A 25,856-nucleotide genomic window follows, 5' to 3' on the forward strand; every position below is an offset into this window, starting at 1 on the left:
ATCTAAACTCAAGCTTATCCCGCTCTCCACGCGATAACGGTCTAACGGATGGCTGCTATGCTGCTTCCACACGTGCAGTAAACCACTTAACTGAAACCGTCGTGCCACGACCGGGATAGCTCTGAATTGCGAGGAGACCTCCGGATTTTGCAACCAACTCGCGAACGATCTGCAGTCCAAGACCTCTTCCTTCCCTGTTGGATATCGGCGCAGCTTGAACAACATTTCGTAGAGTCTCCCGACTCATCCCGAGACCATCATCAGTAACAGTCAGGACAACGTGCCCACGACCATATTCGTCCCGACTCCGGCTTCCCTCCACACTAACGCTGATCCTCCCCGAAGGATGTGTGGCCGTCGCTGCATTCTTTGTCAGGTTTAGGAGTACACGTTCAACCGCTTCGCTGGACACCATTATTGCTTGATCCGCGAACGGTCCAATCGATATTTCTATCGGCCGCCCGACAACCTTCTTCAGTAGGCCGCTATAGTCGCTGAGTAGGGAAGGAAGAGCAGTCGTCTCGGGCTCGCAAGCATATACCCGCCTGTAACCGGCGAGCCGTTCGATCAGAGTGTGGGAGCGATTCGCTAAAGTCTTAATCTCATCAGCGTAGGAGCGGTGTTCCGCTGAGAGCACGCCTGGATATGCAAGTAACTCTGCATAAAGGCTAAGCGCACTCAACAAATTCCCGGCATCATGGGCAAGCCGTGCACCTTCTGCTGATCCGGTGCCTACGTGCAGTGGGGATGAGTGCTGGTTGAAAGGGGCGAGGGATGGGACTAATCCGTACACGCAAGAATCCTGGGTAGCCGTACAACTCCGCAATGGCTGCATTTTGAACTCCGCAAATTTAGAAGCAGTTTTCCGCCTGATCAGGTAATTTTTACGTTCAACAGGGTAATTTTTACTACTGTCTACATACTTTAGTAACTCCATAGATGGTTACGAGGCAAGCTTTTTATTCGATCTGTCTCCCAAATTGGAACGTTCTCGAGATCTGTTCTCAAAGCACATCGTTATCAAATCCAGCTTTTCAGCGACAGATGGGAATCTCCCAAGGAAGAACCGCCACACTTTTACCTGAAAGTTGTAGACATGCAGAAATGGCAACTCGAATCCGTCGCCCGCCGTGATGAACTCGACCGGGGGCAACTCTACAAGCCCGAAGGCAAACCACCGAACATAGGGATGTTCTTCGAGCGTGGGCGCGGAGAGATCTGATAAAGACATTATGGCCATGATGAAACAATGGGAGCGGGACGGCTGATAAACATTGCGTTTGTTCTCATCACGATCACAACGGTAATGATGCTGAAGTTGGTCAGTCCAGAAACATACCCAAATATATTGTGAGCAAGGCGCTTACAGCTGTCCAAAGCTTCGTCGAAAACAAAGCCAGTTCGCGTGAAAAGGCGTTGCCAGAAGGAGACTCTGCTTCAGAACTGCCTAAACCCTCGACCCCACAAGGCGGGATGAGTCGTGTGCCGCAAGTCTCATTCGGCATCAACTCCTCAGCCCATTCCAGAACTACCTAGCGCGGAAACCCATCCGAGAAGTTTCAGGACAGGGTATGCCCTGGTCTTCTTCAGGCTTATGGCGAGGGAACGCACATTTGAGTCCTAGGGAGGCGTGTAAGGCAGAGTAGTCCATTACATAACGGTTTTGTAATTCGTGCAGAACCTCGGCTAACCATCACGTAGGCATATCGATGCACCCCCGAATACGCATCGTAGGCACAGAAAAGCCCCGCCAAGCCGGGCCGCTCCATGGATGTTCAGGGTTTGAAGTTCAGTCCATCAGCAAGCGTCTTACTTGCGTTGCTGTCCATTGTCCCCACGTATTGTGGTCACCCCAAGCTCATTCAATTCGGCAGCGATGCCCAGCAGCGTGGTGACACCAGATTGTTGAATGTCTTCGAGCATCGGCAACAAATCTGCCTTCCTCTCCGCAGCTTTGGCACGTCGGGTTTCTAAGTTCACCTATGCCCTTGGCTCAACGGTAGCAACGCGCCAGTCGCCACGCTGCTTACCCCGTTCCCGTGCCGCGGCTAAAGCTGCCTTTGTCCTCTCTGACGCCTTTATCTGGCTCATCCTCGGCGATGAGCGCCCTTTATACCGACGTTGAGCTTAGTGGTATTGGGGATCATCCACGCAGACAAACGGTACCTTGGCATCGTCATAATTTGGGCAGCGTTGCGCCAGAGGCCTCAAACTCATTCGATCTACATGCTGTAGGAGATGATTCGGTGAGTGAAGAAGAAATGGTGCGCCCGAGAAGATTCGAACTTCTGACCTACAGCTTCGGAGGCTGCCGCTCTATCCAGCTGAGCTACGGGCGCATGCCTTAAGCGTAGCATGTCTCCACTGGATTGACAGGCTGCCGGGTCGCAGTCCAGCATCGGAGATGCCGTAGAAGGAACACCTTAGCCCGGCATGAAAGAGAGACCAAAACATGCTTCTTCGCAGCTTTGCCTCGTTCGCCTGTACCGCTCTGCTCGCAACCGCCAGTCTGGCGCAAATGGGAAAGGCCATCCCCAGCCCGGCTGAGACCGCCACCGCTTCACTTAATGGCAAGACCATCACAGTCAAATATGGTGCGCCCTCGATGCGCGGCCGCAAGATCATGGGAGATCTGGTTCCTTATGACCAGGTCTGGCGCACCGGCGCCAACGACGCGACCAGCCTCGTCACTGACGGCAGCCTCAAGATTGGCACAACAACGGTCCCTGCCGGAAACTACACTCTCTACACGCTCCCAAGCGCCGGCCAGTGGATGCTGATCGTCAACAAGCAGACCGGCCAGTGGGGAACCAAATACGATCAATCGCAGGACCTCGCCCGCATTCCCATGAAGTCGGAAAAGCTCTCGTCCCCCCAGGAGCAGATGTCGATCACGTTTGAGAAGACCCACGCCAACTCGACCGAGATGCACGTCAAGTGGGAGAACACCGACGAGTACGTCACCGTGACCGCACCGTAGTTGGTGCATCTCCACAGTCTTTCATTCAGGGTCTCAGTTTTCCGTCGCCGCCGAGATCAGCTCCCTCGCCCGGTTGATATCTCTAATCATCCTCTGCAGATCGAGCGCCGGAACCGTCGGGTTCCGGTTGCTCGTGCAGTAAATCCATGCTGCCAGGATGGTTAGAGCGTTAGTCGGGCGTCGCATCACGGCAAGGCACCATGCGGCTAGCGCATAGTGAACGAACAGTTCCCGACTTCGCCGCGAAGATCACCTTCCAGGTGACGAAACTCCGCCTACCACTCTTTGGCAGCGGAGTCCGGCGTCAGCGCGGAGGAGTCCGCCGTACCGTTCGGAGATGGCTTCCAGCGCAGCACCGGCTTACGAGCGGCTGTCGTCTCATCCAGCCGCCGCAGTCGTGTCGTGTGGGGCGAGCTCGTCACGACCTCAGGATTCTCCTCAGCCTCACGCGCAATCTGCTTCAGCGCGTCGATCAGGAGGTCCAGCTCCTCGCGGCTCTCGCTCTCCGTGGGCTCGATCATCATTGCGCCCTGCACCACCATCGGGAACGAGACCGTATAGGCGTGGAAGCCGTAATCGATCAGCCGCTTGCCCATGTCGCCGGTCTTCACGCCGTTCTTTGCCTGGCGCTTGTCCGAGAAGACAACCTCGTGCAGCGACCGTGTCTTGTACTGCAGCTCGAACGTGTCCTCGAGCTTGGCGCGGATATAGTTCGCATTCAGCACGGCATCTTCGGTCGTCTGCCGCAGACCATCCGGGCCATTGGCCAGAATGTAAGCCAGGGCGCGCACAAACATACCGAAGTTTCCATAGAAGGCACGGACACGCCCAATGCTCTGCGGGCGATCGTAGTCCAGCGCCAGCGTGCCGTCGTCCTTCGTCACTACCACCGGCTTCGGCAGAAACGGCTCCAGGATCTTCTTGCAGGCCACAGGACCCGACCCTGGACCACCGCCTCCATGCGGCGTCGAGAAGGTTTTGTGCAGGTTCAGGTGCATCACGTCCACACCGAAATCTCCGGGCCGCGTCTTGCCCACCAGCGCGTTCATGTTCGCGCCGTCCATATACAGCAGCGCGCCCTTCGCATGCAGGATGTCCGCGATCTTATGGATCTCGCTCTCGAACACGCCGATGGTGGATGGGTTCGTCAGCATCAACGCAGCGGTGTCTTCATCCACCATGCGCTCCAGCTCGGCGATATCCACCATGCCCTGCGCATTCGACTTCAGGTTCGCCACCTGATAGCCGCAGACGGCCGCCGTCGCTGGGTTCGTGCCATGCGCCGAGTCCGGAATCAGAATCTTCTTCCGCGCATTGCCCTGAGCCTCGTGATACGCCCGCGCCAGCAGGATGCCTGTAAACTCACCATGCGCACCAGCTGCAGGCTGCAGGGTAATCGTGTCCATGCCGGTAATCTCGATCAGGCAGTCGCTCAGCAGCTTCATGATGCTGAGTGCACCCTGAGACAAGGATTCGGGCTGATACGGATGCGCTTCGGCGATTCCTTCGAGGCGTGACACAAGCTCGTTCACGCGCGGGTTGTACTTCATCGTGCAGCTTCCCAGCGGATACATGCCGAGGTCGATGGCGTAATTCCACGTCGAAAGCCGCGTGAAGTGCCGCACAATCTCGATCTCGCTCAACTCCGGCATCACGCCTAGATCCGTGCGCACCGCATCACCGAGAAGGAAAGCGGCATCCACCGCAGGAACATCCAGCTCAGCCAGCCGGTAGGCCTTCTTCCCGGGCGAAGACTTCTCAAACATCAGGTCTTCGTTCTGGTTGACGTGCGTCGTCACCTTCTTTGGCGTTCCGACAAACTTCGAATCACTCATCAGTCCCTCACAGCAGCAAAGCCGTTCTACCTAAGGCGGTCATTCTGAGCGCAGCGAAGAATCCCTGTATTTCGCTCGTGGCGCCACAGCTTCAACCCGAATCCCTAAAACTCTTCCTGATCCGCAACTAACCCCGTCGGCGAAAACGCCCCTGCCTCCGGCCCATCCAGATCTTCCTCACGCAGCGAAAGCGCAAGCACCGTATCGTTCTCAAACTTCAAGGTCAGCGAATCGCCCTCTTCCAGCGTCGCCTCTTCCACCTTTTCGCCGATCAGCGAGCACAGCGCGTTGCGATACTCCGGCTCGCCGAACGCGATCGAAAACTCGCTCAGCAAAACGTGCGGCCATGCGTACAAAGTAAGCAGAGGCGTATCGAAGCGAAGCTGCAGATAGTCCTGCACGAACTCCACTGCAACCAGTTCCTCGCCAATAATGTCCGAGATATCCACGCTACTTCAGCGCCTCGGCCGCCGCATCCACCTGCGCCTTAGTCGTCAGCTCCGTCGCGCACCAAAGGCTCACATTCGGCCCCAGCTCCGGATACCACTTGCTCAAAGGCAAACCGCCAATAATCTTCTTCTCCAGCAGCGCAGTGTTGGCAGCTTCGGCGTCTCTTCCAAGATCGAGCACAAACTCATGGAAGCGCGGCGCACCTGAAAAGAGCACTTTGCCAGCGTTGCCCAGACTGTCGGCGGCGTACTTCGCCTTTGCCAGATTCTGAACCGCAAGGTCCTTCATGCCTTCCTTGCCGTACACCGTCAGGAAGACCGTCGTCATCATTGCCACGAGCGCCTGGTTCGTGCAGATATTGGAGGTCGCTTTCTCGCGGCGGATATGCTGCTCGCGAGTCGACAGCGTCAGCACAAATCCGCGCTTGCCGTCCATGTCCTTTGTCTCGCCGACGATGCGTCCCGGCATCTGCCGCAGGAACTTCTCCTTGCACGCAATCACGCCGCAGAACGGTCCACCATAGCTCGGCGCCACACCAAAGCTCTGCGCTTCCAACGAAACGATGTCTGCCTCTGCCGGCGGCTTCACAATGCCCAGCGAGATGGCCTCTGCGATCGAGACGATCAGCAGTGCACCTTTCTTATGCGCAATCTCTGCAATAGCGGCTACGTCTTCGATCGTTCCAAAGAAGTTCGGCGACTGAATCAGCACGCACGCCGTGTTGTCATTGATCGCCGCATCGAGTGCCGCCAGATCCACGCGACCGTTCTCGGTGTAGCCCACCTCGACGGTCGGAATCTCCTGGTGCTGTGCGTACGTCGCCACCACCTCGCGATACTCCGGGTGCACCGTGCGCGCAATCACCGCGCCGTCGCGGCCGGTCACGCGCACCGCCATCATGATGGCCTCGGCAGCGCCGGTCGAGCCGTCATACATCGACGCATTCGCGATCTCCATGCCCGTCAGTTCGCAGATCATCGTCTGGAACTCGAACATCGCCTGCAGCGTACCCTGGGAGATCTCCGGCTGATACGGGGTGTAGCTGGTCAGAAACTCGCCGCGCGAAACCACCGTATCGATCAGCACCGGACGATAGTGCCGGTACACGCCCGCGCCCAGAAAGCTCGCATAGCCTGTCGCATTCTGGCTTGCGAACTCACGGAACCGGTCGATGATCTCCGACTCTCCATGCTGACGAGGAATCGCGAGATCGCGCTTGAACTGGTACTCCTCAGGGATGGTTGCGAACAGATCGTCGATCGACGCTACACCAATCTCGGCAAGCATCTCCTTACGATCCGCTGGGGACTTCGGAAGATAGCGCATCGTCTAGTGTCCGGTCTCTTCGCTGACGAACTTCTCGTAGTCGCCGGCTGAGAGCAGCCCATCGAGTGCAGCGGAGTCACTGATCTCCACCTTCAGCATCCAGGTGGCATTCGCATCCGCATTAATCGTCTCCGGCGCATTCTTTAGCGCTTCGTTCACCTCAGTCACAGTTCCTGTTACAGGCGAGTACAGATCCGAAACAGCCTTGACCGACTCCACCGATCCGAAGATCTCTCCGGCCTTCAGCTCGGCTCCAACCTTGGGCAGGTCGACGAAGACGATGTCGCCCAGCGAGTTCTGCGCATAATCGGTGATGCCGACCGTGCCGTTGGCACCATCGACGCTGATCCACTCATGTTCCTTGGTGTACTTGTAATCCGCAGGATAGGACATAGATTTTTTGGAGGTCTCCTCCTCCATTGTATTGTGTGCAGGATCGAAAAACAGTGCGGTAAACGCCCGTCAGCGCGGTCCAAACCCCGGATACGGCTCCAACTGGGTTACCAGCGGAAACCCGATCATCCCCAGTTTTCTCAGCGGAAGGCTTTCTATAGCCTCCACCACCTCCGCCTCGCTCGCAGCTTCGAGAACCAGCGCCGCACCGGGCTTGTCCTTACGCCGCCATGCGCTGCGCAGAACCCCTGCGGCATACAGCTCCCGAACCCTCTGGCCCTCCGCCTCAATCAACTCCGGCTTCCACGCCTCAGCAGGGAACTTGTCGGTGAATCGCTCCGTCAAAACCAGAAACTGCATCTCTATCTCCCGTAGTCCTCTTCTGTATTTGTGCTGATCGAAAAAAGTGTCATCCTGAGCGAAGCGCAGCGAAGTCGAAGGACCTGCGGTCCGCAATCTGCACAGCTCAGAAGTACTCCTATTTCTTGGGTCGCTTGTAAAACGGTGTCGGAACTACCTTCGCCTTCACCATCTGTCCACGGATCTCCACTGCAACCTCTGTATCCAGTGCCGAGCTTTCCACCGGTACATACGCCAGCGCGATGTTCTTCTTCAGAAACGGCGCGGGCGACCCACTCGTAATCTCGCCAATCCGCTCTCCGTCCAGCGAAAACACCGGATAGCCGTCCCGTCCAATCCCGCGCTCGATCATCTCCAGGCCCACCAGCTTCCGTTTCGGTCCGCCCTCTTCCTGGATCTTAACCAGCGCATCGCGTCCCACAAAGTCGCCCTTGTCGAGCTTCGCGTACCGTCCCAGCCCTGCCTCGAAGACATTGATCGTGTCCGAGATCTCATGCCCATACAGCGCCATCGCTGCCTCCAGCCGCAGCGTGTTCCGCGAACCCAGCCCGCAAGCCGCAATCCCAAACTCCTTGCCTGCCTCCAGAACCTCGCCCCACACCCGTGCACTCGTGGGCTCGTCCGACGGGATGTAGATCTCGAATCCATCCTCGCCCGTATATCCGGTCCGCGCGATCATAACGTTGTACAGGCCAGACACCTGCCCCCACGTAAACCAGTAATTCTTGATCTGGCTCAGGTCCACCGGCGTCAGCTTCTGCAGGGTCTCCTGCGCTCTCGGGCCCTGGATCGCCAGCTGCGTGTAGTAGTCGCTGAAGTCGTTCATGTGCACGCTCGGCATCCCGCCGATCACCTGCCGCACCCACTGGACGTCCTTCTCCCGCGTGCCTGCATTGATGACGATCAGGTAGTCGTTCTCCGACAGCTTGTGGACGATCACATCATCGACAAACGTCCCGTTGGGGTACAGCATCGCCGAGTATTGCGCCTGCCCCACCTGCAACTTTGAGGCGTCGTTCATGCACAGCTTCTGGATCGCCGCCAGCGAGCCCGGCCCGCGCAGTTGAATGTCGCCCATGTGCGACACATCGAACACCCCAACGCCCGTCCGCACGGCCATATGCTCCGCCGTCAGCCCGCAGCAGTCCACCGGCATGTCCCAGCCGCCAAAGTCCACCATCTTCGCCTTCGCAGCGCGGTGAACGGCATTCAAAGCAGTTTTACGGAGCGGAGTCGCAGTTTCTGGCAAGATCGTGACCTCTGATCTCATCGTAGTTTGCAGACCCTGCACGGTCAACGAACGGGCCGCAACTCCAAGCCACACACCACGAATCGCCTAACCTGCATACGGCTTGGAGTAGTGCGTCGACCACTCCGTCCGCGACGCATCCAGCCACTCGATCGTGCCCTTCCGCGAATCCGCCTCGAACAGCATGAAGGCATTGGGATCGTATCGCGTCGCCCCCGACACAATGTGTTTCGGGCCGTAAGTATGGGCAAAGTCCACCCATTTGTGCCAGTGGCCGGCGATCACAATCTGAATATTGTCACTGTACTTCCGCAGCATCGGATGCAGGCCGTAATCCTTCACCTCGGTCGGCGCCTGCAGCCACAGCGGATAGTGAATCAGCACCACGGTCGGCTTGCGTTCCGCCAGCTGCGCCTCGGCCCAGTTCAGCTGCGTCTCTCCCAGCGATCCCGTCTGCCGCAGCTTCATCGGTGTGCTCGGATCCCACGTACTCCCCAGAAAGTTGTTCAGCTGTAAAAACCGGAATCCCTTGTAGTCCACCGCATAATAGGGCTTCGTCTTCAGCTTCGCTTCAAACAGCCGGTGCGACATCTCCCGCGAGACTCCCGGCTTCTGATGTTCGTCGTAGTCGTGGTTGCCAAACCCTATACGCACGGGCGCCTTGAACCCCTGCAGCAGCTCATACGCAATGTCGATCCTGGTCTTGTTCTGGAAGTAGAAGTCGTAGTCCGGCGAAGGATAGTTGTGAAAGGTATCGCCCGCATGAAAGACCTGTTCGACCGCCGGCGTAATCGCGTTGATCGTCTCCCGCGTCATCTCCAGGTGATGATTGGCCTTGAAGATCGTCTCCGTATCTTCAGGGCTTCCCTCGGGGCCGCGATAGAAGTCGTCGATGATGTGCGTGTCCGTGATGATCGCAAAGCGGAACGTACCCGCGGCTGCGCCTGCCGGAACCGCCGCCTGCAGGCGCCGCAATCCAAGGCCACTGGCGGCCGCTGCAATTCCCATCTGCTGAAACTGTCTGCGTGTCACGATCAAAAGAGTCTTCCCCCATCCCAGCTCACAAATCGAATGCCAAGTGTGAAGTCGATCCTATAAATCCCGTATTAACACTCTGTAATAGAAGCTGCGACTGGCCTTCTCCCCGCACTCAATCGATCTGCGAATGTCCAGCCCTCACCGGAGCCCACCGTGTCCGCAAATCCTGCAGGCACTCAGACCACTACGGATTCCCTGTACCCCCCGCAGCACATCGGCAATCTCACCGACGGTCGCATAGCTCTCCACCGCACTCACAATCCGGGGCATAAGATTCTCCCCACTGCGGGCCGCTGCACGGTCAACGAACGGGGAATTGCCAAACGCCATCTGCTATGGCATCTTGACTGCAATCCGACCTATCCGAGGTTTCTTTGCGACCTGTCATTCTGCCTGTTCTTCTCTCTTCCTTCGTCTTTGCTGTTATCAGCCCTGCTTTCGCTCAGCATGTTCCCGAACCCATTCCCGGCGTTCCGATCAGCAATGGCAGTTTTCCCTGGGCCGTCGACACCTACGAAGGCAAGCAGGAGCTGGTCCCCATTCATCACACCAACGTGGGCGTAAACAATCACAAGGGTGCCAACGTGGCGGGCTCTCTTGCAGGCAGCGTCTTCTACAAGCCGAAGATGACCACCGAGATCGAGGGAGCGCACGCTCGTGTGGCTCTCCATTCTGACAAGCCGGTCTTTTATGTTCACCTCATGGAAGAAGATTCATCCGCCGACTCTTCCGAAAATATATTCGGTCCGTGGGCTCTCGTTCGCGCCAAGATCGATAAAGATCATCGCGTCCTTTCACAGGTCAAGTTCACCCAACTCACCGGAAACGCAAAGCGAAGCGACTCTCAGGTCGATGTCAATGTCGAAAAACTTTCTGACGGTTGGATGAAAATCACGCCGAAAGCGCCTCTTGCGTCCGGAGAATACGCCCTTCAGCCGGTTCCAAGGGTTGCCAATACCTTTTCGACCATCGTCTTCGATTTCACCGTGGATCCCAAGGCACCCAACTCACCTGAGGCCAAATCAGCGCTTTAGATTGCATCGCCACGGCACATCCGCGCCGATCGACGTTCAAAAAGGGTGTCATCCTGAGCGAAGTGCGGGCACGTTCTCTGTGCCCGCACGCCGTCGAAGGATTCGCGGTTGTGGCGCCACGTTGCCCAACCGGGGTTTCGCTCTACACCACCACCGACTCCCGATACTCTCCAAACACCCCGCGCAGTATGTCCGCAACTTCACCCACGGTTGCGAACGCCTCCACCGCGCCAACAATCCGGGGCATAAGGTTCTCTCCGCTTCGAGCCGCATCCTCCACGCCACGCAGGGCTGCCTCATGTACTTGGGCATTCCGCCGTGCTCGCAGGGCCTTCAGGCGCTCCACCTGCCTGCGTTCCAGCGCCTCGTCGATTCTCTGAATCGGAACGGAACGTTGATCCTCCTCAGCAAAGTCGTTCACCCCGACGACAATCGCGCTCTTGCCATCGACTGCCCGCTGGTAGGCATAGGCCGCATTCTGGATCTCACGCTGCACATACCCCTGCTCGATCGCGCGCAGCATCCCGTACTTGCCTCCCAGGTCGAACCGCGCAATCGTCGTCATGTACTCCTCGGCTCGTGCCTCAATCTCGTCGGTCAGTGTCTCCACGTAGTACGAGCCCGCGAAGGGATCGACCGTATCGGCCACGCCGCTCTCGTGCGCCAGCACCTGCTGTGTCCGTAGGGCAATCCGCGCCGCCTGTTCGGTCGGCAGGGCCAGCGCTTCGTCGAATCCGTTCGTGTGCAGCGACTGCGTTCCGCCCAGCACCGCCGCCAGCGCCTGCACCGTCGTCCTCACGATATTGTTCTCCGGCTGCTGCGCAGTCAGGGTGGAGCCAGCCGTCTGCGTGTGAAACCGCAGCATCCAGCTTCGCGGATTCGTCGCACCGAAGTGCTCGCGCATCAGCCGCGCCCACATCCTCCGTGCGGCGCGAAACTTCGCCACCTCCTCCAGCAGATTGTTATGCGCGTTAAAGAAGAAGCTCAACCGTGGAGCGAATGCATCGACTCCCAGGCCAGCATCGATCGCCGCCTGCACGTAGGTCATGCCATCGGCTAGCGTAAACGCCACCTCCTGCACCGCCGTGCAGCCTGCCTCGCGCATGTGATAGCCCGAGATCGAGATCGTGTTCCACTCCGGAACCTCGTCCGCAGCCCACGCGAAGATATCCGTCACCAGCCGCATCGCATGCTCCACCGGATAGATGTAAGTTCCGCGCGCGATGTACTCCTTCAGGATGTCGTTCTGCACGGTGCCGTTCAGTTTTTTCGTGTCGGCACCCTGCCGCTTTGCCACGGCCACATATAGCGCCAGCAGAATCGACGCCGTCGCGTTGATCGTCATCGAGGTCGAGATCTCATCCAGCCTTATCCCGTCGAACAGCCTCTCCATGTCCTCGATCGAATCGATCGCGACCCCGACCTTGCCCACCTCGCCCAGCGCCAGCGGCGAATCCGAGTCGTACCCGATCTGCGTCGGCAGATCGAACGCCACGCTCAGGCCCCCTTTGCCTTTGCCTCCGGCACCCTGTGACAGAAGAAATTTGTACCGCCGGTTCGACTCCTCGGCATCCCCCATGCCCGCATACTGGCGCATCGTCCACAGACGCCCGCGATACATCGTCCTCTGGATGCCGCGCGTAAACGGATACTCCCCCGGCTGGCCCAGCTGTGCTTCCGGATCGAACTCTTCCAGCCGTTCCGGTCCGTAGACCTCATCGACCCGAATCCCCGAGCTGGTCTCGACAGCTTTTACCTGTGGCCCCTGTGTGCTCTTCGACATGACGTTACAGTGTACTCGTCCCTCCCACATCCTTTTATGGAAGAATGAATTCATGCCCGGTGGAGAAGTCTTTGGTGGTTTTGCCTGCACAGTGTGCGGAGAGCGGCACGACGTCCTGCCCCTCAAGTACAGCATCCAGGCGCCACAGGCCGTTGTCGCCGTTCCGCCAGACCAGCTGCAGGATCGCGTCGTCCTCACCGCCGACCAGTGCGTCATCGACGGCCAGCAGTTCTTTCTCCGCGGCCGCATCCTCATTCCAGTTCATGGCCTCGACGCTCCCTTCGTCTGGGGAGTCTGGGCAGAGGTCAGCCCCAAAGCCTTCCTCCGCGCCAACGACCTCTGGAATACTCTTGGAAGGGAACAGGAGCCGCCATTCTCCGGTTGGCTGAACAACGAGATCTTTCTCTTCGGCGACACCCTCAACCTGCAGGTCGATATCCACACCCAGGCAGTCGGCGAGCGGCCGCGCTTTACCGTCTCCGACCCTGCTCATCCCCTGGCCGTTCAACAGCAGACCGGAATCACCATCGAGACCATCCAGGACATCGCCGAGATGATCATGCATCGCGGACAGTCCGGCGCAGAGTAGCGAATCTCAAATCGCCCTTACCGCGCGCGCTCCCGGCGCTTGGCCCTCAAGAAGCTGCTGATGCAGAAGTAGGTAAACACTGCGCCCATGATCGCCGCCATCAGAAAGTGAATATGCAGATCGTGCTGACCTGGCTTTTCGAGCAGGTTATCCCGCAGCTTCCAGGCGCCGCTCAGCGCATACAGCGCAAAGATCCCGAAGAAGACGCCCGTAAACTCCAGCCACAGAACGCCGGATAATCGCACGAAGGGTCGCCACACGGCCTCGCCGAAGCGCTTTCCTCCCTGGGCCACACCCTTCGTCGCTCTCCGGGCCTGCTCCGTCGACCGCACCACCTGCTGCGCCGCCCGCGGAGTCTTCGAAGCCGCTGTCGTCCTGCTCTGGACTGACCCGGTCTGCGGTCTCTGGGCCGGTTGCGGCGTCGGAGATGCGGCAGCGTCCACCGCCGTCACCAGCGACTTCGCGGCAGCGCGCGCCCCTACTCCCAACGCCCGGCCAAAGCGTACCGAATCCATACCGTTGAGTGTAGCCGTTCCGCCTGTCCGCGCAAAGATTCCGTCGCCCATCAAACGCAAACCGAGCCTCGCTGCATCCAAGCCCCAGTACGTATTACCGCGAGGAGCAATGAAGAGCATGATCAAGGGCCTTCTCTATATAACTGCCGGATTCTGTGCCGCTGCAATTGGAATTGTGATCTGGGGACCACGCAGGACCGTCCCTGTCAGCGATCTCGCTCATCGTCTCGAGGATGCCTGGGCCGATCACCACACTGTCGCCTGAAGCCCACATTTATCCCCGGTTTTTCCACTCAAAAATACGACTCATGTGTGATTCAACCTCATTGCAGCGACCTTGAGGATGGGCGTATCCTGTCCTCAACTTGGTCGTTGTACCCGCAATGCCGTTCCCGCCGGTCTCCTTCAGTCGGGAATACCCGATGCGAGGTCAGATGTATTTCCCAGCAGCCCGGAGGTGGCATTGAATCAGAAGGTAAAACATCTCATCCAGAAGCTTGGTGAAGCCATTCACGAGACAGTCTCCGAGTCCGAAGATATTGCTGTCGTCGTAAAGAACATCCGTGAAGAGGGCTTCGACGTTCTTCTCATGCTTGAGGCCACCATCGGACTCAACGAGGTCGAGTCTGCCCCGGATCAGGCTCAGGATGCCACCGAAGAGATCGAGGGTCCTTTCACCAACAGCGACCTCAGCTTCCTCAAATCGCTGCGCATCAGCGTTAACGAAAACGACAGATCCGAACCGGACGACACTGCTTCTGCATGATTTAGAGCCGCAATCTTTACAAAGAGGTCTGCGTTCCCAAACGCAGACCTCTTTTCTCATGGTCCGTTCATAAAACTTTAGGCAGACGAAATTTCACCGGGGAATGATAGACTCGCGTCTCCTCCCCGGGACGCGTTCGCCAATTTGTGCATCCGAAACAAGCAGGCTCTCGAAAGGGCCCGCCGAGGTCGTTATAAAGATGAAAGATACGTTAGGTGTTCTCTTAGCCGGTGGTGCCGGTGAACGTCTTTTCCCGCTGACACGTGATCGCGCAAAGCCCGCCGTTCCTTTTGCCGGCCAGTACCGCATCATCGACATTACCCTCTCCAACTGCATCAACTCTGACCTTCGGCGGGTCTACATCCTCACCCAGTACAAGGCACTCTCACTCAACCGCCACATCCGCGAAGGCTGGGGTTCCGTCGTTGCCAACGAGCTGGGCGACTTCATCGAGATCCTTCCCCCCATGCAGCGTGTCTCCAAATCCTGGTACCAGGGAACCGCCGACGCCGTCTATCAGAACATCTACTCCATCGGCTCCGAGCAGCCCAAGCACGTCCTCATCCTCTCCGGCGACCACATCTACAAGATGAACTACGCCCTTATGCTTGAGCATCACTGCGAGAGCGGAGCGGACGTTACCATCGCGACCCTTCCTGTCCATCCCAGCGAGGTCTCCGCCTTCGGCGTCGTAGAGGTAGCCCGGAGCGGCGAGGTCACCGGTTTTATCGAAAAGCCCAAAGAGACCAGCCTCCGCTCGCCCTTCAATCCCGACATGGTCGACGCCTCCATGGGAATCTATCTCTTCAACACCGACGTCCTTCTGCCCGAACTCATCAAGGACGCCGAGGATCCCCACTCCAAGCACGACTTCGGGCACAATATCCTGCCCAACCTCCTCGGCCGCTATCGGGTTCAGGCCTATAACTTCGTCGACGAAAACAAGCAGAAGGCGCTCTACTGGCGCGACGTGGGTACCCTCGAGGCCTACTACGAGGCCAACATGGACGTCGCCTCCGTCTCCCCGACCTTCAACCTCTACGACAAGTCCTGGCCCATGCGCACCCGGCCCTATCAGTACCCTCCCGCCAAGTTCGTCTTCGGCGAACCCGGGCGTACCGGCATGGCCATCAACTCCATCGTCTCCGCCGGTTCCATCATCTCCGGAGCCGTCCTCCGCAACTCGGTCCTCTCGCAGGACGTGCGCGTAAACTCCTACGCCGATGTCGATTCTTCCGTCGTCTTCTCGCACGTCAACATCGGTCGCCACTGCCGTATCCGCCACGCCATCATCGACCGCGACGTCCACATCCCCGACGGAACTGTCATCGGCTACGACCCGCAGGAGGACAAGAAGAACTACTTCGTCTCCGCCAGCGGCCTCACCGTCGTCACCCGTGACTACTCCGTCTATGAGAATCCGGTCTCGCCAATGTTTCTCCAGCCCAGTAACGGCGGTAACGTCTAGCATTTCGGATAAAAAGCTCTCTTAAACGAAAAAAGGCCGCGCCAGGGACATTCCCCTGGCGCGGCTTTTTTGTTCGTTCTAGCGCTTTCCGAAGCGGTAAATCACGCCTCCGGAGATCGCAAAGAAGGTCCTCGTCTCCGTCCCGAAGTGTTCCAGCATCAGGTCCGGCGACAACCGTATCGCGATGTTCTTGGAGTGGTTAATGTCTATGCTCGCCCCCAGCGCGGCAATCGGCTTCGTCCGATCCGTGTAGAGGCCGACCAGCGGCAGATACTGCTTCGGAACCCCGCCCGTGTCGTGGTTGAAGGCGCCGTGCGCCACTCCGAAGTAAGCATGGTAGTTCAGAGCGGCGTACTGATTTTTCGGTCCCCTATACTGCGCTCCCAGCATTCCCAGATTCAGCGAAACCAGCGGCCTGCCTGAGATATACGGTGTCGGCTTTACCGGAGTCGTTCCCCACTCCCCGCGATAGTCCGCTCCCAGGCCCCACTTCGGTTTGATCCAGTAGGTTCCCAGCAGCTCCACGCCCGCCAGGTTCATGCGCTCCGGCAGATCCTGCCCCGCCTGGAAGTTCATGAAGTTGAAGCCGCCGTAGAACTCGTACTTGTTGTCGTAGGTCACCGGCGCGATCGCTCCGATCTTCGCCTTGGGCCTCGGGGTCGGCTGTGGGGTCTGCATCTGCGCGTCCTGCGCTACGGCAACTCCGGTAGCTGCTGCCAGCAACATGGCCCCCAACGCTCCCATCCATGCGCGACGGCCAGATCCGCGCTCTCTCCTGGTCTCTTCGGGCAACACAAACTCCTGCGTCTTCTTCTCCAACATCTGCTCCTGCATTTCGCTTACCCTTCAAAGATATAACGTTCGGCGCACCTCTGCTCTCGCTTCCTTCCGCCCGCCAGTCATTTCTTCCTGTCTTTTCAACTCAAATCCCACTCACTGGCATTCGTCCCATCCACCTGCCGCACTCCTGTGCGACAATAATTCCTACCGCCGCCAAATCTAAGTAACGAAGCGGCGGCGCAAGGGGAGAATTCCATGGGCGAACTATTTACACCGACGCATCTCATCGTCCTCGCAGTCGTTGTGCTCGTGCTCTTTGGCGGCAAAAAGCTGCCTGAGCTCGGCAAGGGACTCGGCGAAGGCCTTCGCGGCTTCAAAGAAGGCATGAAGGGCGTCACCGAGGAAGTCAACAAGACCTCCGACGCACATACCGTCACACCGAAGCCCGAAGAGACGACGACCACAAAGTAGGATTCATCTGTAAAGAGGTAGCTTTCGCGAGATAGCCCTTCTGCATTTCCGTCAGACGCAAAGCCGGCTCCCGGCTCCCTCGGATGAAGTTAAAGTCGCCCTATCTCGTCAAGCCCCACGCGAAGCTCAAGCTCTCGCGATTCCCGACAGACGATACCGGTACCTATAAGCACGAGGACGCCGCCAAGGCTGTCCTCGATCGTCATCGGGAAGATCTGGATAGTCTGCAGGAGATCTTCTACGCCAGCCAGCAGAAGGCGCTCCTCATCGTGCTCCAGGGGATGGACACCGCCGGCAAAGACGGCGCCATCAGGCACATCTTTTCAGGGATAAACCCCCAGGGTTGCGACGTCGCCTCCTTCAAGGAACCCACGCCGATCGAGGTCCGGCATGACTTTCTCTGGCGGGTTCACGCGCAGGTTCCCCCGCGTGGAATGATTACGATCTTCAATCGCTCCCACTACGAAGACATCCTCGTTCCTCACGTCCACAACCAGATCTCGCGCAAAACACTCGATCAGCACATTGAAGACATCGTGGAGTTTGAGTCCATGCTCCACGACAACGACACCATCATCCTCAAGTTCTTCCTCCACATCTCCCCGCAGGAACAGACGCGACGTCTCCAGTCCCGCATCGACACCCCTGACAAGCAGTGGAAGCTCTCCGAGAGCGACTTCCGCGAGCGCGAGTTCTGGCCCGAGTACGAAGACACCTACAACCACCTGCTCGGAGCAACCAGCAGGAAAAATGCTCCCTGGTTCATCATCCCCTCCGACTACAAGTGGTACAGGAACGTCGCCATCTCCCAGATCCTCGTCCAGACCATGAAGGACCTCAAGCTCAAATACCCCGAGCCCTCACTGGACCCTTCGAAGATCAAACTCTAGGGAATCGAGGCATTCCCTCAGGCTTCCCCCCCAAAGAGCCCACTGCACCCTCCGGGCTCGCTGCCCCAAGAGCCCCACCGCCCACTAGAGAGCCCACTCCAACCCGTAAAAGACATCCTGAGCTAAAAGAAGGTGTCATCCTGAGCAAAGGCGCAGCCGAAGTCGAAGGATCTGCGGTTCACAGGTCCCAACCACTTCCTCGAAACCCTCAATCAAGATCCCAAAGCAAGCTCTTCCTCTTTGCCCGGAGTCGCAGCCACGCCACTTGGCCTTGATCGTGGTCGGCCCTTTTGTCGCTCTCACTCTCCTGGGGTAGAGGCTGGGACAGGCTGTCAACCTGTGACCACGACTAAACCCATTCCTTCTAATAAGATCGGCATTGCCGATTCACCCCCTGATATCTCATAAAATGGGAGTTGATACATTCGTCGAGCCTCTACGGATTTGTCTCTATTTCTTCGTCGAGAGATCGGGTTATGCATGTAAGTGAAATAGATGGAAGATTTTTAGCTCTAAACCACCTGTTTTCAAGATATTGCATTAGCGGTCCAGAGCTAAGTCTTTTATATCTGAAGATTTTGCACGAAAAAGGGCAAGGGGCTAGAGTGTGATCATCACGACTGCCGCCGCCGCCACCAGCATGCCGAGTGCCTGCCGCCGCGTCGGCCACTCATGCAGCATCCACGCCGCCAGCAGGATTGTGGAAGCGGGATAGAGCGAAGCCACCACTGCCGCAATATCCAGCCTCCCGGCTCGAGTCGAGGCGATGAACAGCAGATTCCCCGACGTATCCAGCACCGCGGTCGAGAGCGCCCACAGGACGGCCCGCCGCGGCAGCCAACCCGCTCCGACCTCTGACCTGCCGCCGATCGTAAGCGCCAGTAGAATCAGTCCGCACGTCGACAGGCTCCCGATCCTCGCCGTCGCCATCGGCCACACTACTCCGGCGACCCCGGCAAACTTCAGGGCCGTGAAGTAGACTCCGAATCCCGCTCCCGCGAGGATCGCAAGCCACGTCGTCCCCTTCGAGACCGGCTTCGCCTCAGGATTATCTCCCGCCGCGATCATCCAGATCGAGATGCCCGCGATCACAAAGCCGAGAATCCGTAGCCGCCCCGGGGAACCCTCCTGCGCGATCGAGATCGCCGCCGGAATCGCCGCCGCCAGCAACCCGCTGATCGCGGCCGAGGTGCCCATCGCTCCACGCGAGAGAGCGATGTAAAAGCCTGTGAGGGAGAGCCCTCCCATCACTCCGGCCAGCAGCCCCCAGAGCAGGGGAGCGCCGCGAGGGAAGGCATCGCCGAGCGAAAAAGCCAGAACTGCCAGCACGCAGAAGCTCGCGGCGTGGCTCGTCAGCACAACGCGCAGCGTGCCCCGGACCGAACCGCCAGCGTGTTTGGCGCCCATGCCGCCGGAGAAGTCGCCGCCGCCCCACAGGATCGCGGCGGCAAGCGCCAGCATTACATTTGACTGGAACATCGTCTCTGCGTGCGCGTCAGCTTATTGGCTCGGCCTGATCGTGTTGGCCGGCCCCGAGTCGCTCGCCGTCGGGATGTAGCCCTTCTTGGCAATGACAGTCAGGTTCGGTCTCATAACGCGCACATCGATTGGCCTGAACTTGCCATCGATAAACGGCTGATGCGAGTAGTAGCCGATCGTGTACTGAGTCCGGACCTCTTCGAAGATCTTCTGGAAGCTCTCCTCGATGCCGCGCTGCCGGAACTGTGCGTCCAGGTTTCCGCCTGTCTCACTGGTGTAGACGGGAAGAACGTTGTCGCGCATGGTGTAAGGCAGATGGATCTTATCGAGGAAGCCGACCATCGGCAGGGAAGAGTCGCCGACCAGGGTTCCGTAGACCGCGATCTTATTGGTCTGCAGATATTGGATGACCTGCTTGGTCTTGGCCTTCGATCCGTACTCCTTGCCGTCGCTGATGACGTAGATCACGCGCCTGCGGCCCTTACCGCGGGTGGTCAGCGACTTGGCAGCTTCGAGGATTGCGTCATTAAGGGTATGGACTTCCTTGGGAACCTTGAGCTCCATGGCCTGGCTGTTGCGGATCGGAGCCGTGTTGGGATCGAATTGGCGTCCGTTGATCACGGTGGTCTGGGCCAGCGGTCCGCCCATATTCATGTAGACCTCGCGGCCGGTACTCTTGGAGTTGTTCAGCGCAAACTCCAGCCGGGCGCTGTTTGCTGCCGTGAAATCTGTACGCCGCTGCGGCCCATTGTTATAGGTGTAAACCGCGGCCTCATCGTAGGGCGCGAAGGCACCCTGCAGGGCAGCCAGGGAGTTGTTCACCTTGGCCATATTGTCAGGCGTCAGGCTCTGGTCGATGACAATGGCGACCGAGAGAGGCCAGGGATCGACCGTGAAGATACTGATGTGCTGCGGGACATTGTTCTCGTACACTCTGACTTCGCGCCAGGTGATACCGGGAACAAGCCGCTGCTTGTTGTCCTTGACCGTAAAGGGAACTTCGACGAAGTTCGTTCGTACGACCAGCTTGAAGGCGTCAGCGCCTTGCCCTGCACCAGGAAGTTCCGGCGGCGGGCCCTGGTCGGGCTGCGGGTTTTCTTTAGACGCGGGCAGGCTGGAGGGCGGCGCTTGCTGGTCGGCCGGCTGCTGATCCCCATTGGAGGTTGGCGTAGTTCCCATGCCGGGCTTAACGCTGTTGAGAGCAGGCAAACCAACCTGCGGACGGGGCGCATCCGGGATCTGCTGCGCCGCGGACGCCTCGTCGGCCGTCGTTTGTGCCTGCGGCTGCCCCAGGGTCAGAAACGCCAGAACTCCCGCCAATACGCTATGCCTAACCACGAAAAACCCCCGTACTATATCCACCCGGACTTAAAGACGGCGCCGAGTGTAGCCAACTACCAGAGTACCAGTGACAGAATCAGGAGGCTATCCCATTGAGAGACCTGACACCTGACTGTAGGACGCAGCCACCCCTGAGGACGTTGCGCCTGAGGCTTCACCCGGTCCCTGCCGAACAGCGAAAGCCAACTTTTCCGCTGACCCCACGGCCCGCTCATCCGTCTATACAAAACATGCGCTCCTCCTTGTATGGCCTTGTCGCTCTGTTCGTCCTGTCTCTCGGTTGCAGCCGCGCCCTGCGCGCGCAGGAAGCGCCTTCTCCTGATGGCCCGCCGCCTTCCAGCACCGCTCCCGGCGAGCAGCCGGTCGACATCGGGGACACACAGACGCTGAAGGTGAACGTCAACCTGGTCAACGTCTACTTCTCGGTGCGCGACAAGAACGGATACATCACCAATCTCCACAAGGACGACTGCCAGATCTTCGAGGACAAGTCTCTGCAGAAGACCAAGAACTTCACCCAGGAAAAAAATCTTCCTCTGACCATCGGGATTCTGCTCGACACCAGCGGCAGCCAGCAGAACGTTCTGCCGATGGAGCAGGACGCGGGCGCGGAGTTTCTGAAAGATGTGCTGACGCCGAAGGATGAAGCCTTCCTGATCTCGTTCGACATCAATGTCGATCTGCTGGCCGACTACACCAACTCGCCAAGCGGACTGCGAAGGGCACTCGAAAAGGCCAGCATCAATACCGGTGCCGGAACAGGCTCGGTGACGGGGAACGGCTCGCCCCGGGGCACCCTGTTGTATGACGCGGTCTATCTGGCCGCCCACGACAAGCTCCGCCAGGAGGCAGGGCGAAAGGTTCTGGTCATCCTGACGGACGGACAGGACCAGGGATCGCAGGAGAACATCCGGTCGGCGGTTGAGGCGGCACAGAAATCGAATGCCATCGTCTACGTCATCCTGATTGCCGACAGGGGCTTCTACGGAGGTTTTGGATACTACGGTGCCGGTGACATGGATCGTCTGTCTCGCGAGACCGGCGGTAGAGTGATCAACGTCGGAAACAACGGGAAGAAGCTGCAGGAAGCCTTCAACCAGATCCAAGATGAGCTGCGCACGCAGTATCTGGCCAGCTACACGCCGACCAATATGAAGGCAGATGGCACCTTCAGGACACTCAATATCACCTGCGGTAAGGACACGAAGGTGCAGGCGCGCAAAGGGTATTACGCGCTGGCCGACAGTCCTGACAACAACTAGGCTTCGATTGCGCCGGAGTAGACTGCCATTCCTGCAACCGCATCTACTCCCATCGCGTCCAGCTCGTCGATCTCGCGACGCTCCTTGATGCCACCGGCTACGATCAACTGCCTGGCCGTGGTTGCGCGCAGAATAGCGGCAACGTCGATGGGGAAGCCGGTCATGGTGCCTTCGGTATCCACGTGCGTGTAGAGGAAAGCGGCGCAGAAGTCCTCAAGCCAGGTCACGGCCTCTTCCGGAGTAAGTGCAACGTTCTCTTTCCACCCGCGAACTGCAACCTGTCCCCCTTTGGTATCGACGGAAAACACCAGCTGCTCTTCGCCGAGCGCATCGCGCAGATTCTGGGCGAAGGCGAGGTTGATAAGAGGGTGCCGCTTACGGTCTGGCTCGTTGTCTCCTCCGAAGAGGGATGACCCGTAGATGACGCGCTTTGTGCCAAGGTCCAGCATACGTTTGCCGTCTTCAGCGGTACGCAGACCGCCGCCTACCTGACAGGGCAGCTTTGAGGTGAATTGCGAGATGAGATCTGCGTTGGAACCCTGGCGCATGGCAGCGTCGAGATCGATCAACTGGACGAGCGGATACTTCGAGAATCGCTCGATCCAGTAATCGAAGTCGTCGAAGGCAAGCTTGAGCTTTTCACCCTGGACGAGCTGCACGATGCGGCCGCCCATAAGGTCGATAGAGGGTATAAGCATGTCGATATTCTCTCAGGTATCGCGTTGCCGGCGCAGCGCCTTGAAGAAGGCACGTGCCCAGATGGCCAGAATTCCATTCACAAGAAAGCTGAGGACGGAGGCATAGCGGAAGAGATCCTCAGAGGTGAATCTCTCCCAATAGAACTTGTCGATGATGGCTCGAGCGAGAATCAGGCCGGGCTCAAGCAGGACGACTGCGATGAGATGGCAGGCAAAGGCTAAGGGGTCCTGTTGGAAGACCTCAACTCCGACTGATCCGAGCAGTCCCGCAAACTGCACGGCAAGGAAGGCCAGCCAAAAAGTCTTCATACTAGAAGCTAGCAGGGCAGCCGGACCGGCACGCCGGCGCCTTGTAACTCAGCTTTCAGCGCGCGGGAATCGGTGATGCCGAAGTGAAAGATGCTGGCTGCCAGGGCGGCGTCAGCCTTACCGCGACCGAAGACCTCCGCGAAGTGCGCTGCAGAACCTGCACCGCCGCTGGCAATGACGGGAATCTGCACGGCTTCGGAGACCCGCGCCGTCAGCTCGCAGTCGAAGCCGGCGCGCATGCCGTCGGTGTTCATGCTGGTCAGCAGGATCTCGCCTGCACCGCGCTGCTCGGCCTCACGCGCCCATTCGACCACCTTGCGGCCTGTTGGCTTGCGGCCACCCGCGACGAAGACCTCGGCATCGCCTACGGGGTCAGCGGAGTTTTCCGCACGGCGGGCGTCGATGGCGACGATGACGGCCTGCGCGCCGAAGCTCGAACCGATCTCGCCGATCAGCTCCGGCCGCGCGATGGCGGAGGAGTTGATGCTCACCTTGTCCGCACCCGCATCGAAGACCGCAGCGGCATCTTCGGCGGAACGGATGCCGCCGCCGACGGTGAAGGGGACAAACAGTTCTGCGGCAGTGCGCTTTACCGTGTCGAGCAGCGTGCCGCGACCCTCGTGCGTTGCGGTGATGTCGAGCAGAACGATCTCGTCGGCACCTGCCGCAGCGTGGCGGTGGGCCAGCTCAGCTGGATCGCCCGCGTCGATGATATCGACGAACTGAATGCCCTTGACGACGCGGCCGTCGCGGACGTCTAAGCAGGCGATGATGCGTTTCGTCAGCATGAGATGTACCTCGCTCGCTTTGCGTCAAGACAGGCGATGATGCGTTTCGTCAGCATGAGATGTACCTCGCTCGCTTTGCGTCAAGACAGGCGATGATGCGTTTCGTCAGCATGAGATGTACCTCGCTCGCTTTGCGTCAAGACAGGTGATGATGCGTTTCGTCAGCATGAGATGTACCTCGCTCGCTTTGCGTCAAGACAGGTGATGATGCGTTTGGTCAGCATGGCTGCGATCTCACGGGTGTTACGGCGTCGACCGGACGCTCTGCACCTTCGGCGACGATGCGTGCGACTGGCTCGTCTGGATCGAGGGCGTCTCCGCTCTCGGCGAACCAGCCTACCAACAGACCCTGCAGCGGAGCGCGGAGATGGAACTCGTTTTTGCCATCGGAGAGCACGGCGATGTTCTGGCCGGTGCCGACGAGTGTTCCTGCAGGCACGAGCTGCTGGGTGAGCTTATAGGCAGGCTGCGGAGTTTCTTCGGCGAGCGTTACTTCATAGACGAAAGGCATGGTTATAGCTCCACGAAGTTCTCGAGAATCTGAAGACCGACGGTGCTCGACTTCTCCGGGTGGAACTGTACGCCCATCACGTTGTCGCGCTCGACGGCTGCAGTGAAGTCCCCGCCGTAGCTGGTGGTGGCGGCGGTGTCGGCGCTGACGGGCGCGCGCCAGGAGTGTGTGTAGTAGACGAATCCGCCATTGGGTACACCGCGCAACAGGCGTGAGTCTTCGCGGATGTTCTCAAGCGAGTTCCAGCCGACGTGCGGAGACTTCAGATGAGCACCGTTGAAGGTGGCGGGGAAGCGCTCGCACATCGTGCCGAAGTGGCAGAGGCCGTCGGTCGATTCAGCTTCAGTAGAGCCGCGATAGAGCCACTGCAGCCCAACGCAGATGCCGAGGAACGGAACGCCGCGTGCGATCGCCTCACGTGTGGCCTCGGTGAGTTGGAGATCGTGCAGAAGCTGCGTCGCCTGGAAGTGGCCGACACCGGGAAGTACGATCTTGCTGGCGCTGCGCACGTCGTCGGGCGACTGCGTGACGTGCGTCTCCGCGCCGAAGTAGTTGAGCGCCTTGAGAACGCTGGTGAGATTGCCCGCTTTGTAGTCAATGACGGCTAGCATTGCATTTGTCCTATCCAGGTAATCCAGCTAAACCAGAAATAAGAAGCCACAAGGCTGGCTGCAGCCATCAGCCATCGCCCCATACCTTTACCAAAGAGAGCGAGAACGACTGTTATTAATGCAAAGACCAAACCCACTTCAACCCCGACCGCTTTCCCGTGACACGGAGTAAATCTCGAAGAAAGCTGCTGCCACATGCCATAGAACAGAAGATCGACGACGAGCGCACACGCGCCCACCGTGAAGATGCTGCGGCGCAAGCGGGCGTCGAGGTTCACAGCAATCCCTTTGTGCTCGGCAGAATCTCCGCCATCCTCTCATCGCGCGAACAGGCTCCGCGCAGGGCGCGTGCGAAGGCTTTGAAGATGGCTTCGATCTTGTGATGGTTCGAGCGCCCGTACATCGTCTTCACGTGCACGTTGGCCTTGGCCCCGCGGGCGAAGCCGTCGAAGAAGTCGGCGAGCAGTTCGGACTGGAAGTCGCCTACGAGGCGGACTTTCACCTTGTCGTCGACCACATAGGCGACGCGGCCGGAGAGATCGACGGCGGCGACGGCGAGCGTCTCGTCCATCGCCATGACGAAGTAGCCTGCGCGCAGGATGCCCTTCTTGTCGCCGAGCGCCTTGTTGACGGCTTCGCCCAGCGCTATGCCCACGTCCTCGACGGTGTGGTGCTGGTCGACGTCGAGGTCGCCGGTGCAGGTGAGCGTGAGGTCGAAGCCGCCGTGGCGGGTGAAGAGCTCGAGCATGTGGTCGAAGAAGCGGATGCCCGTCGTGACCTTGTAGACGCCGGTGCCGTCGATGTTCAGCTTGAGCGCGATCTGGGTCTCAGTGGTGTCTCGCTTGATCGTAGCTGTGCGCGACTTTCCGCCGATCGCTCGTGGTCTTGCTTCTGTTGCTACTGCTGTCTTCCTGCTGGCCGCCATCGTGG

32 protein-coding genes and 1 tRNA gene are annotated in these 25,856 nt (G+C 58.9%); 10 read left to right on the top strand and 23 right to left on the bottom strand.

All coding sequences use genetic code 11. The features are described from left to right. Positions 1-55: 55 nt before the first annotated feature. On the bottom strand, positions 56-937 hold the full coding sequence (locus JAO29_RS23430; RefSeq protein ID WP_442886313.1) for an ATP-binding protein: 882 nt from the start codon (positions 935-937) through the stop codon (positions 56-58). A 159-nt stretch (positions 938-1,096) separates the two neighbouring features. On the opposite strand from JAO29_RS23430, the gene JAO29_RS05415 reads away from it, so the two are divergent. Beyond that, complete coding sequence (locus JAO29_RS05415; protein ID WP_334267165.1) at positions 1,097-1,222, top strand: hypothetical protein; 126 nt, start codon at positions 1,097-1,099, stop codon at positions 1,220-1,222. Positions 1,223-1,809: 587 nt separating this feature from the next. Here the strand turns inward: JAO29_RS05415 and JAO29_RS05420 are convergent. Continuing rightward, complete coding sequence (locus JAO29_RS05420; RefSeq protein ID WP_334267166.1) at positions 1,810-1,980, bottom strand: hypothetical protein; 171 nt, start codon at positions 1,978-1,980, stop codon at positions 1,810-1,812. A gap of 282 nt (positions 1,981-2,262) precedes the next feature. After that, positions 2,263-2,339, bottom strand: a tRNA-Arg gene (locus tag JAO29_RS05425). A 113-nt stretch (positions 2,340-2,452) separates the two neighbouring features. Here JAO29_RS05425 and JAO29_RS05430 point away from each other — a divergent pair. Then, positions 2,453-2,980, top strand: coding sequence for a DUF2911 domain-containing protein (locus JAO29_RS05430; protein ID WP_334267167.1), 528 nt, complete (start codon positions 2,453-2,455; stop codon positions 2,978-2,980). Positions 2,981-3,255: 275 nt separating this feature from the next. On the opposite strand, the gene gcvPB is transcribed toward JAO29_RS05430, so the two are convergent. The 8 genes from gcvPB to JAO29_RS05470 form a co-directional block, all read right to left on the bottom strand. Then, the gene (gene gcvPB, locus JAO29_RS05435; RefSeq protein WP_334267168.1) at positions 3,256-4,815 is read right to left on the bottom strand and encodes an aminomethyl-transferring glycine dehydrogenase subunit GcvPB; all 1,560 of its coding nucleotides are present in this window, start codon (positions 4,813-4,815) and stop codon (positions 3,256-3,258) included. A 104-nt stretch (positions 4,816-4,919) separates the two neighbouring features. Then, on the bottom strand, positions 4,920-5,264 hold the full coding sequence (locus JAO29_RS05440) for a hypothetical protein (protein WP_334267169.1): 345 nt from the start codon (positions 5,262-5,264) through the stop codon (positions 4,920-4,922). A gap of 1 nt (position 5,265) precedes the next feature. Further along, entirely contained in the window at positions 5,266-6,591 is a 1,326-nt protein-coding gene (gene gcvPA / locus JAO29_RS05445) for an aminomethyl-transferring glycine dehydrogenase subunit GcvPA (RefSeq protein WP_334267170.1), read from the bottom strand. A gap of 3 nt (positions 6,592-6,594) precedes the next feature. Further along, positions 6,595-6,984, bottom strand: a complete 390-nt coding sequence (gene gcvH / locus JAO29_RS05450) for a glycine cleavage system protein GcvH (RefSeq protein WP_334267171.1) — start codon at positions 6,982-6,984, stop codon at positions 6,595-6,597. 69 nt (positions 6,985-7,053) lie between these two features. After that, a complete protein-coding gene (locus JAO29_RS05455) occupies positions 7,054-7,344 on the bottom strand; it encodes a muconolactone Delta-isomerase family protein (protein WP_334267172.1) in 291 nt (96 codons plus the stop codon). Between the two features lie 118 nt (positions 7,345-7,462). Next, positions 7,463-8,614 (bottom strand): glycine cleavage system aminomethyltransferase GcvT, encoded by a 1,152-nt coding sequence (gcvT, locus tag JAO29_RS05460; RefSeq protein WP_334267173.1) that lies wholly within the window; start codon positions 8,612-8,614, stop codon positions 7,463-7,465. Positions 8,615-8,680: 66 nt separating this feature from the next. After that, positions 8,681-9,625, bottom strand: coding sequence for a metallophosphoesterase family protein (locus JAO29_RS05465; RefSeq protein ID WP_334267174.1), 945 nt, complete (start codon positions 9,623-9,625; stop codon positions 8,681-8,683). 144 nt (positions 9,626-9,769) lie between these two features. Further along, positions 9,770-9,901, bottom strand: a complete 132-nt coding sequence (locus JAO29_RS05470; protein ID WP_334267175.1) for a hypothetical protein — start codon at positions 9,899-9,901, stop codon at positions 9,770-9,772. A gap of 104 nt (positions 9,902-10,005) precedes the next feature. Here JAO29_RS05470 and JAO29_RS05475 point away from each other — a divergent pair, with 104 nt between their 5' ends. Further along, positions 10,006-10,665 carry a hypothetical protein gene (locus JAO29_RS05475; protein ID WP_334267176.1) on the top strand — a complete coding sequence of 220 codons (660 nt, stop codon included), beginning with the start codon at positions 10,006-10,008 and terminating at the stop codon, positions 10,663-10,665. A 142-nt stretch (positions 10,666-10,807) separates the two neighbouring features. Here JAO29_RS05475 and JAO29_RS05480 read toward each other — a convergent pair whose 3' ends face one another. Further along, positions 10,808-12,448: an acyl-CoA mutase large subunit family protein gene (locus JAO29_RS05480; protein ID WP_334267177.1), complete on the bottom strand. Its 1,641-nt coding sequence runs from the start codon at positions 12,446-12,448 to the stop codon at positions 10,808-10,810. Between the two features lie 52 nt (positions 12,449-12,500). Here JAO29_RS05480 and JAO29_RS05485 point away from each other — a divergent pair, with 52 nt between their 5' ends. Continuing rightward, on the top strand, positions 12,501-13,037 hold the full coding sequence (locus JAO29_RS05485) for a DUF2199 domain-containing protein (protein WP_334267178.1): 537 nt from the start codon (positions 12,501-12,503) through the stop codon (positions 13,035-13,037). Positions 13,038-13,054: 17 nt separating this feature from the next. Here JAO29_RS05485 and JAO29_RS05490 read toward each other — a convergent pair whose 3' ends face one another. Continuing rightward, the gene (locus JAO29_RS05490) at positions 13,055-13,672 is read right to left on the bottom strand and encodes a hypothetical protein (protein WP_334267179.1); all 618 of its coding nucleotides are present in this window, start codon (positions 13,670-13,672) and stop codon (positions 13,055-13,057) included. Here JAO29_RS05490 and JAO29_RS05495 point away from each other — a divergent pair. The 3 genes from JAO29_RS05495 to glgC all read left to right on the top strand — a co-directional run bounded on the left by JAO29_RS05495 (position 13,662) and on the right by glgC (position 15,786). After that, entirely contained in the window at positions 13,662-13,817 is a 156-nt protein-coding gene (locus JAO29_RS05495; RefSeq protein ID WP_334267180.1) for a hypothetical protein, read from the top strand. The genes JAO29_RS05490 and JAO29_RS05495 overlap by 11 nt on opposite strands. 192 nt (positions 13,818-14,009) lie before the next feature. Next, positions 14,010-14,318, top strand: a complete 309-nt coding sequence (locus JAO29_RS05500) for a hypothetical protein (protein ID WP_442886315.1) — start codon at positions 14,010-14,012, stop codon at positions 14,316-14,318. A 199-nt stretch (positions 14,319-14,517) separates the two neighbouring features. Beyond that, a complete protein-coding gene (gene glgC, locus JAO29_RS05505; protein WP_334267182.1) occupies positions 14,518-15,786 on the top strand; it encodes a glucose-1-phosphate adenylyltransferase in 1,269 nt (422 codons plus the stop codon). Positions 15,787-15,864: 78 nt separating this feature from the next. Here glgC and JAO29_RS05510 read toward each other — a convergent pair whose 3' ends face one another. Continuing rightward, positions 15,865-16,620, bottom strand: a complete 756-nt coding sequence (locus JAO29_RS05510; protein ID WP_334267183.1) for a hypothetical protein — start codon at positions 16,618-16,620, stop codon at positions 15,865-15,867. A gap of 201 nt (positions 16,621-16,821) precedes the next feature. Between JAO29_RS05510 and tatA the strand changes: the two genes are divergently transcribed. Next, on the top strand, positions 16,822-17,037 hold the full coding sequence (gene tatA / locus JAO29_RS05515) for a twin-arginine translocase TatA/TatE family subunit (protein ID WP_334267184.1): 216 nt from the start codon (positions 16,822-16,824) through the stop codon (positions 17,035-17,037). A gap of 83 nt (positions 17,038-17,120) precedes the next feature. Beyond that, positions 17,121-17,927: a PPK2 family polyphosphate kinase gene (locus JAO29_RS05520; protein ID WP_334267185.1), complete on the top strand. Its 807-nt coding sequence runs from the start codon at positions 17,121-17,123 to the stop codon at positions 17,925-17,927. Positions 17,928-18,527: 600 nt separating this feature from the next. On the opposite strand, the gene JAO29_RS05525 is transcribed toward JAO29_RS05520, so the two are convergent. Both JAO29_RS05525 and JAO29_RS05530 read right to left on the bottom strand, forming a co-directional pair. Continuing rightward, the gene (locus JAO29_RS05525; RefSeq protein ID WP_334267186.1) at positions 18,528-19,406 is read right to left on the bottom strand and encodes a DMT family transporter; all 879 of its coding nucleotides are present in this window, start codon (positions 19,404-19,406) and stop codon (positions 18,528-18,530) included. A gap of 21 nt (positions 19,407-19,427) precedes the next feature. Then, a complete protein-coding gene (locus JAO29_RS05530; RefSeq protein ID WP_334267187.1) occupies positions 19,428-20,744 on the bottom strand; it encodes a VWA domain-containing protein in 1,317 nt (438 codons plus the stop codon). Positions 20,745-20,977: 233 nt separating this feature from the next. On the opposite strand from JAO29_RS05530, the gene JAO29_RS05535 reads away from it, so the two are divergent. Then, on the top strand, positions 20,978-22,009 hold the full coding sequence (locus tag JAO29_RS05535) for a VWA domain-containing protein (protein WP_334267188.1): 1,032 nt from the start codon (positions 20,978-20,980) through the stop codon (positions 22,007-22,009). On the opposite strand, the gene JAO29_RS05540 is transcribed toward JAO29_RS05535, so the two are convergent. The 7 genes from JAO29_RS05540 to hisB form a co-directional block, all read right to left on the bottom strand. Further along, on the bottom strand, positions 22,006-22,707 hold the full coding sequence (locus tag JAO29_RS05540; RefSeq protein ID WP_334267189.1) for a 1-(5-phosphoribosyl)-5-[(5-phosphoribosylamino)methylideneamino]imidazole-4-carboxamide isomerase: 702 nt from the start codon (positions 22,705-22,707) through the stop codon (positions 22,006-22,008). The genes JAO29_RS05535 and JAO29_RS05540 overlap by 4 nt on opposite strands. Positions 22,708-22,719: 12 nt before the next feature. Next, a complete protein-coding gene (locus JAO29_RS05545; protein ID WP_334267190.1) occupies positions 22,720-23,016 on the bottom strand; it encodes a hypothetical protein in 297 nt (98 codons plus the stop codon). Between the two features lie 8 nt (positions 23,017-23,024). Next, on the bottom strand, positions 23,025-23,804 hold the full coding sequence (gene hisF, locus JAO29_RS05550; protein ID WP_334267191.1) for an imidazole glycerol phosphate synthase subunit HisF: 780 nt from the start codon (positions 23,802-23,804) through the stop codon (positions 23,025-23,027). A gap of 217 nt (positions 23,805-24,021) precedes the next feature. Next, complete coding sequence (locus tag JAO29_RS05555) at positions 24,022-24,315, bottom strand: hypothetical protein (RefSeq protein ID WP_334267192.1); 294 nt, start codon at positions 24,313-24,315, stop codon at positions 24,022-24,024. Positions 24,316-24,317: 2 nt separating this feature from the next. After that, complete coding sequence (hisH, locus tag JAO29_RS05560; RefSeq protein ID WP_334267193.1) at positions 24,318-24,926, bottom strand: imidazole glycerol phosphate synthase subunit HisH; 609 nt, start codon at positions 24,924-24,926, stop codon at positions 24,318-24,320. Then, the gene (locus tag JAO29_RS05565) at positions 24,920-25,204 is read right to left on the bottom strand and encodes a hypothetical protein (protein WP_334267194.1); all 285 of its coding nucleotides are present in this window, start codon (positions 25,202-25,204) and stop codon (positions 24,920-24,922) included. The genes hisH and JAO29_RS05565 overlap by 7 nt, the downstream gene beginning before the upstream one ends. Then, a complete protein-coding gene (gene hisB, locus JAO29_RS05570) occupies positions 25,201-25,851 on the bottom strand; it encodes an imidazoleglycerol-phosphate dehydratase HisB (protein ID WP_334267195.1) in 651 nt (216 codons plus the stop codon). Before hisB ends, JAO29_RS05565 begins: the two co-directional genes overlap by 4 nt. Positions 25,852-25,856 lie beyond the last annotated feature (5 nt).

The organism is Edaphobacter sp. HDX4, from assembly GCF_036877565.1.
Lineage (GTDB): Bacteria > Acidobacteriota > Terriglobia > Terriglobales > Acidobacteriaceae > Edaphobacter.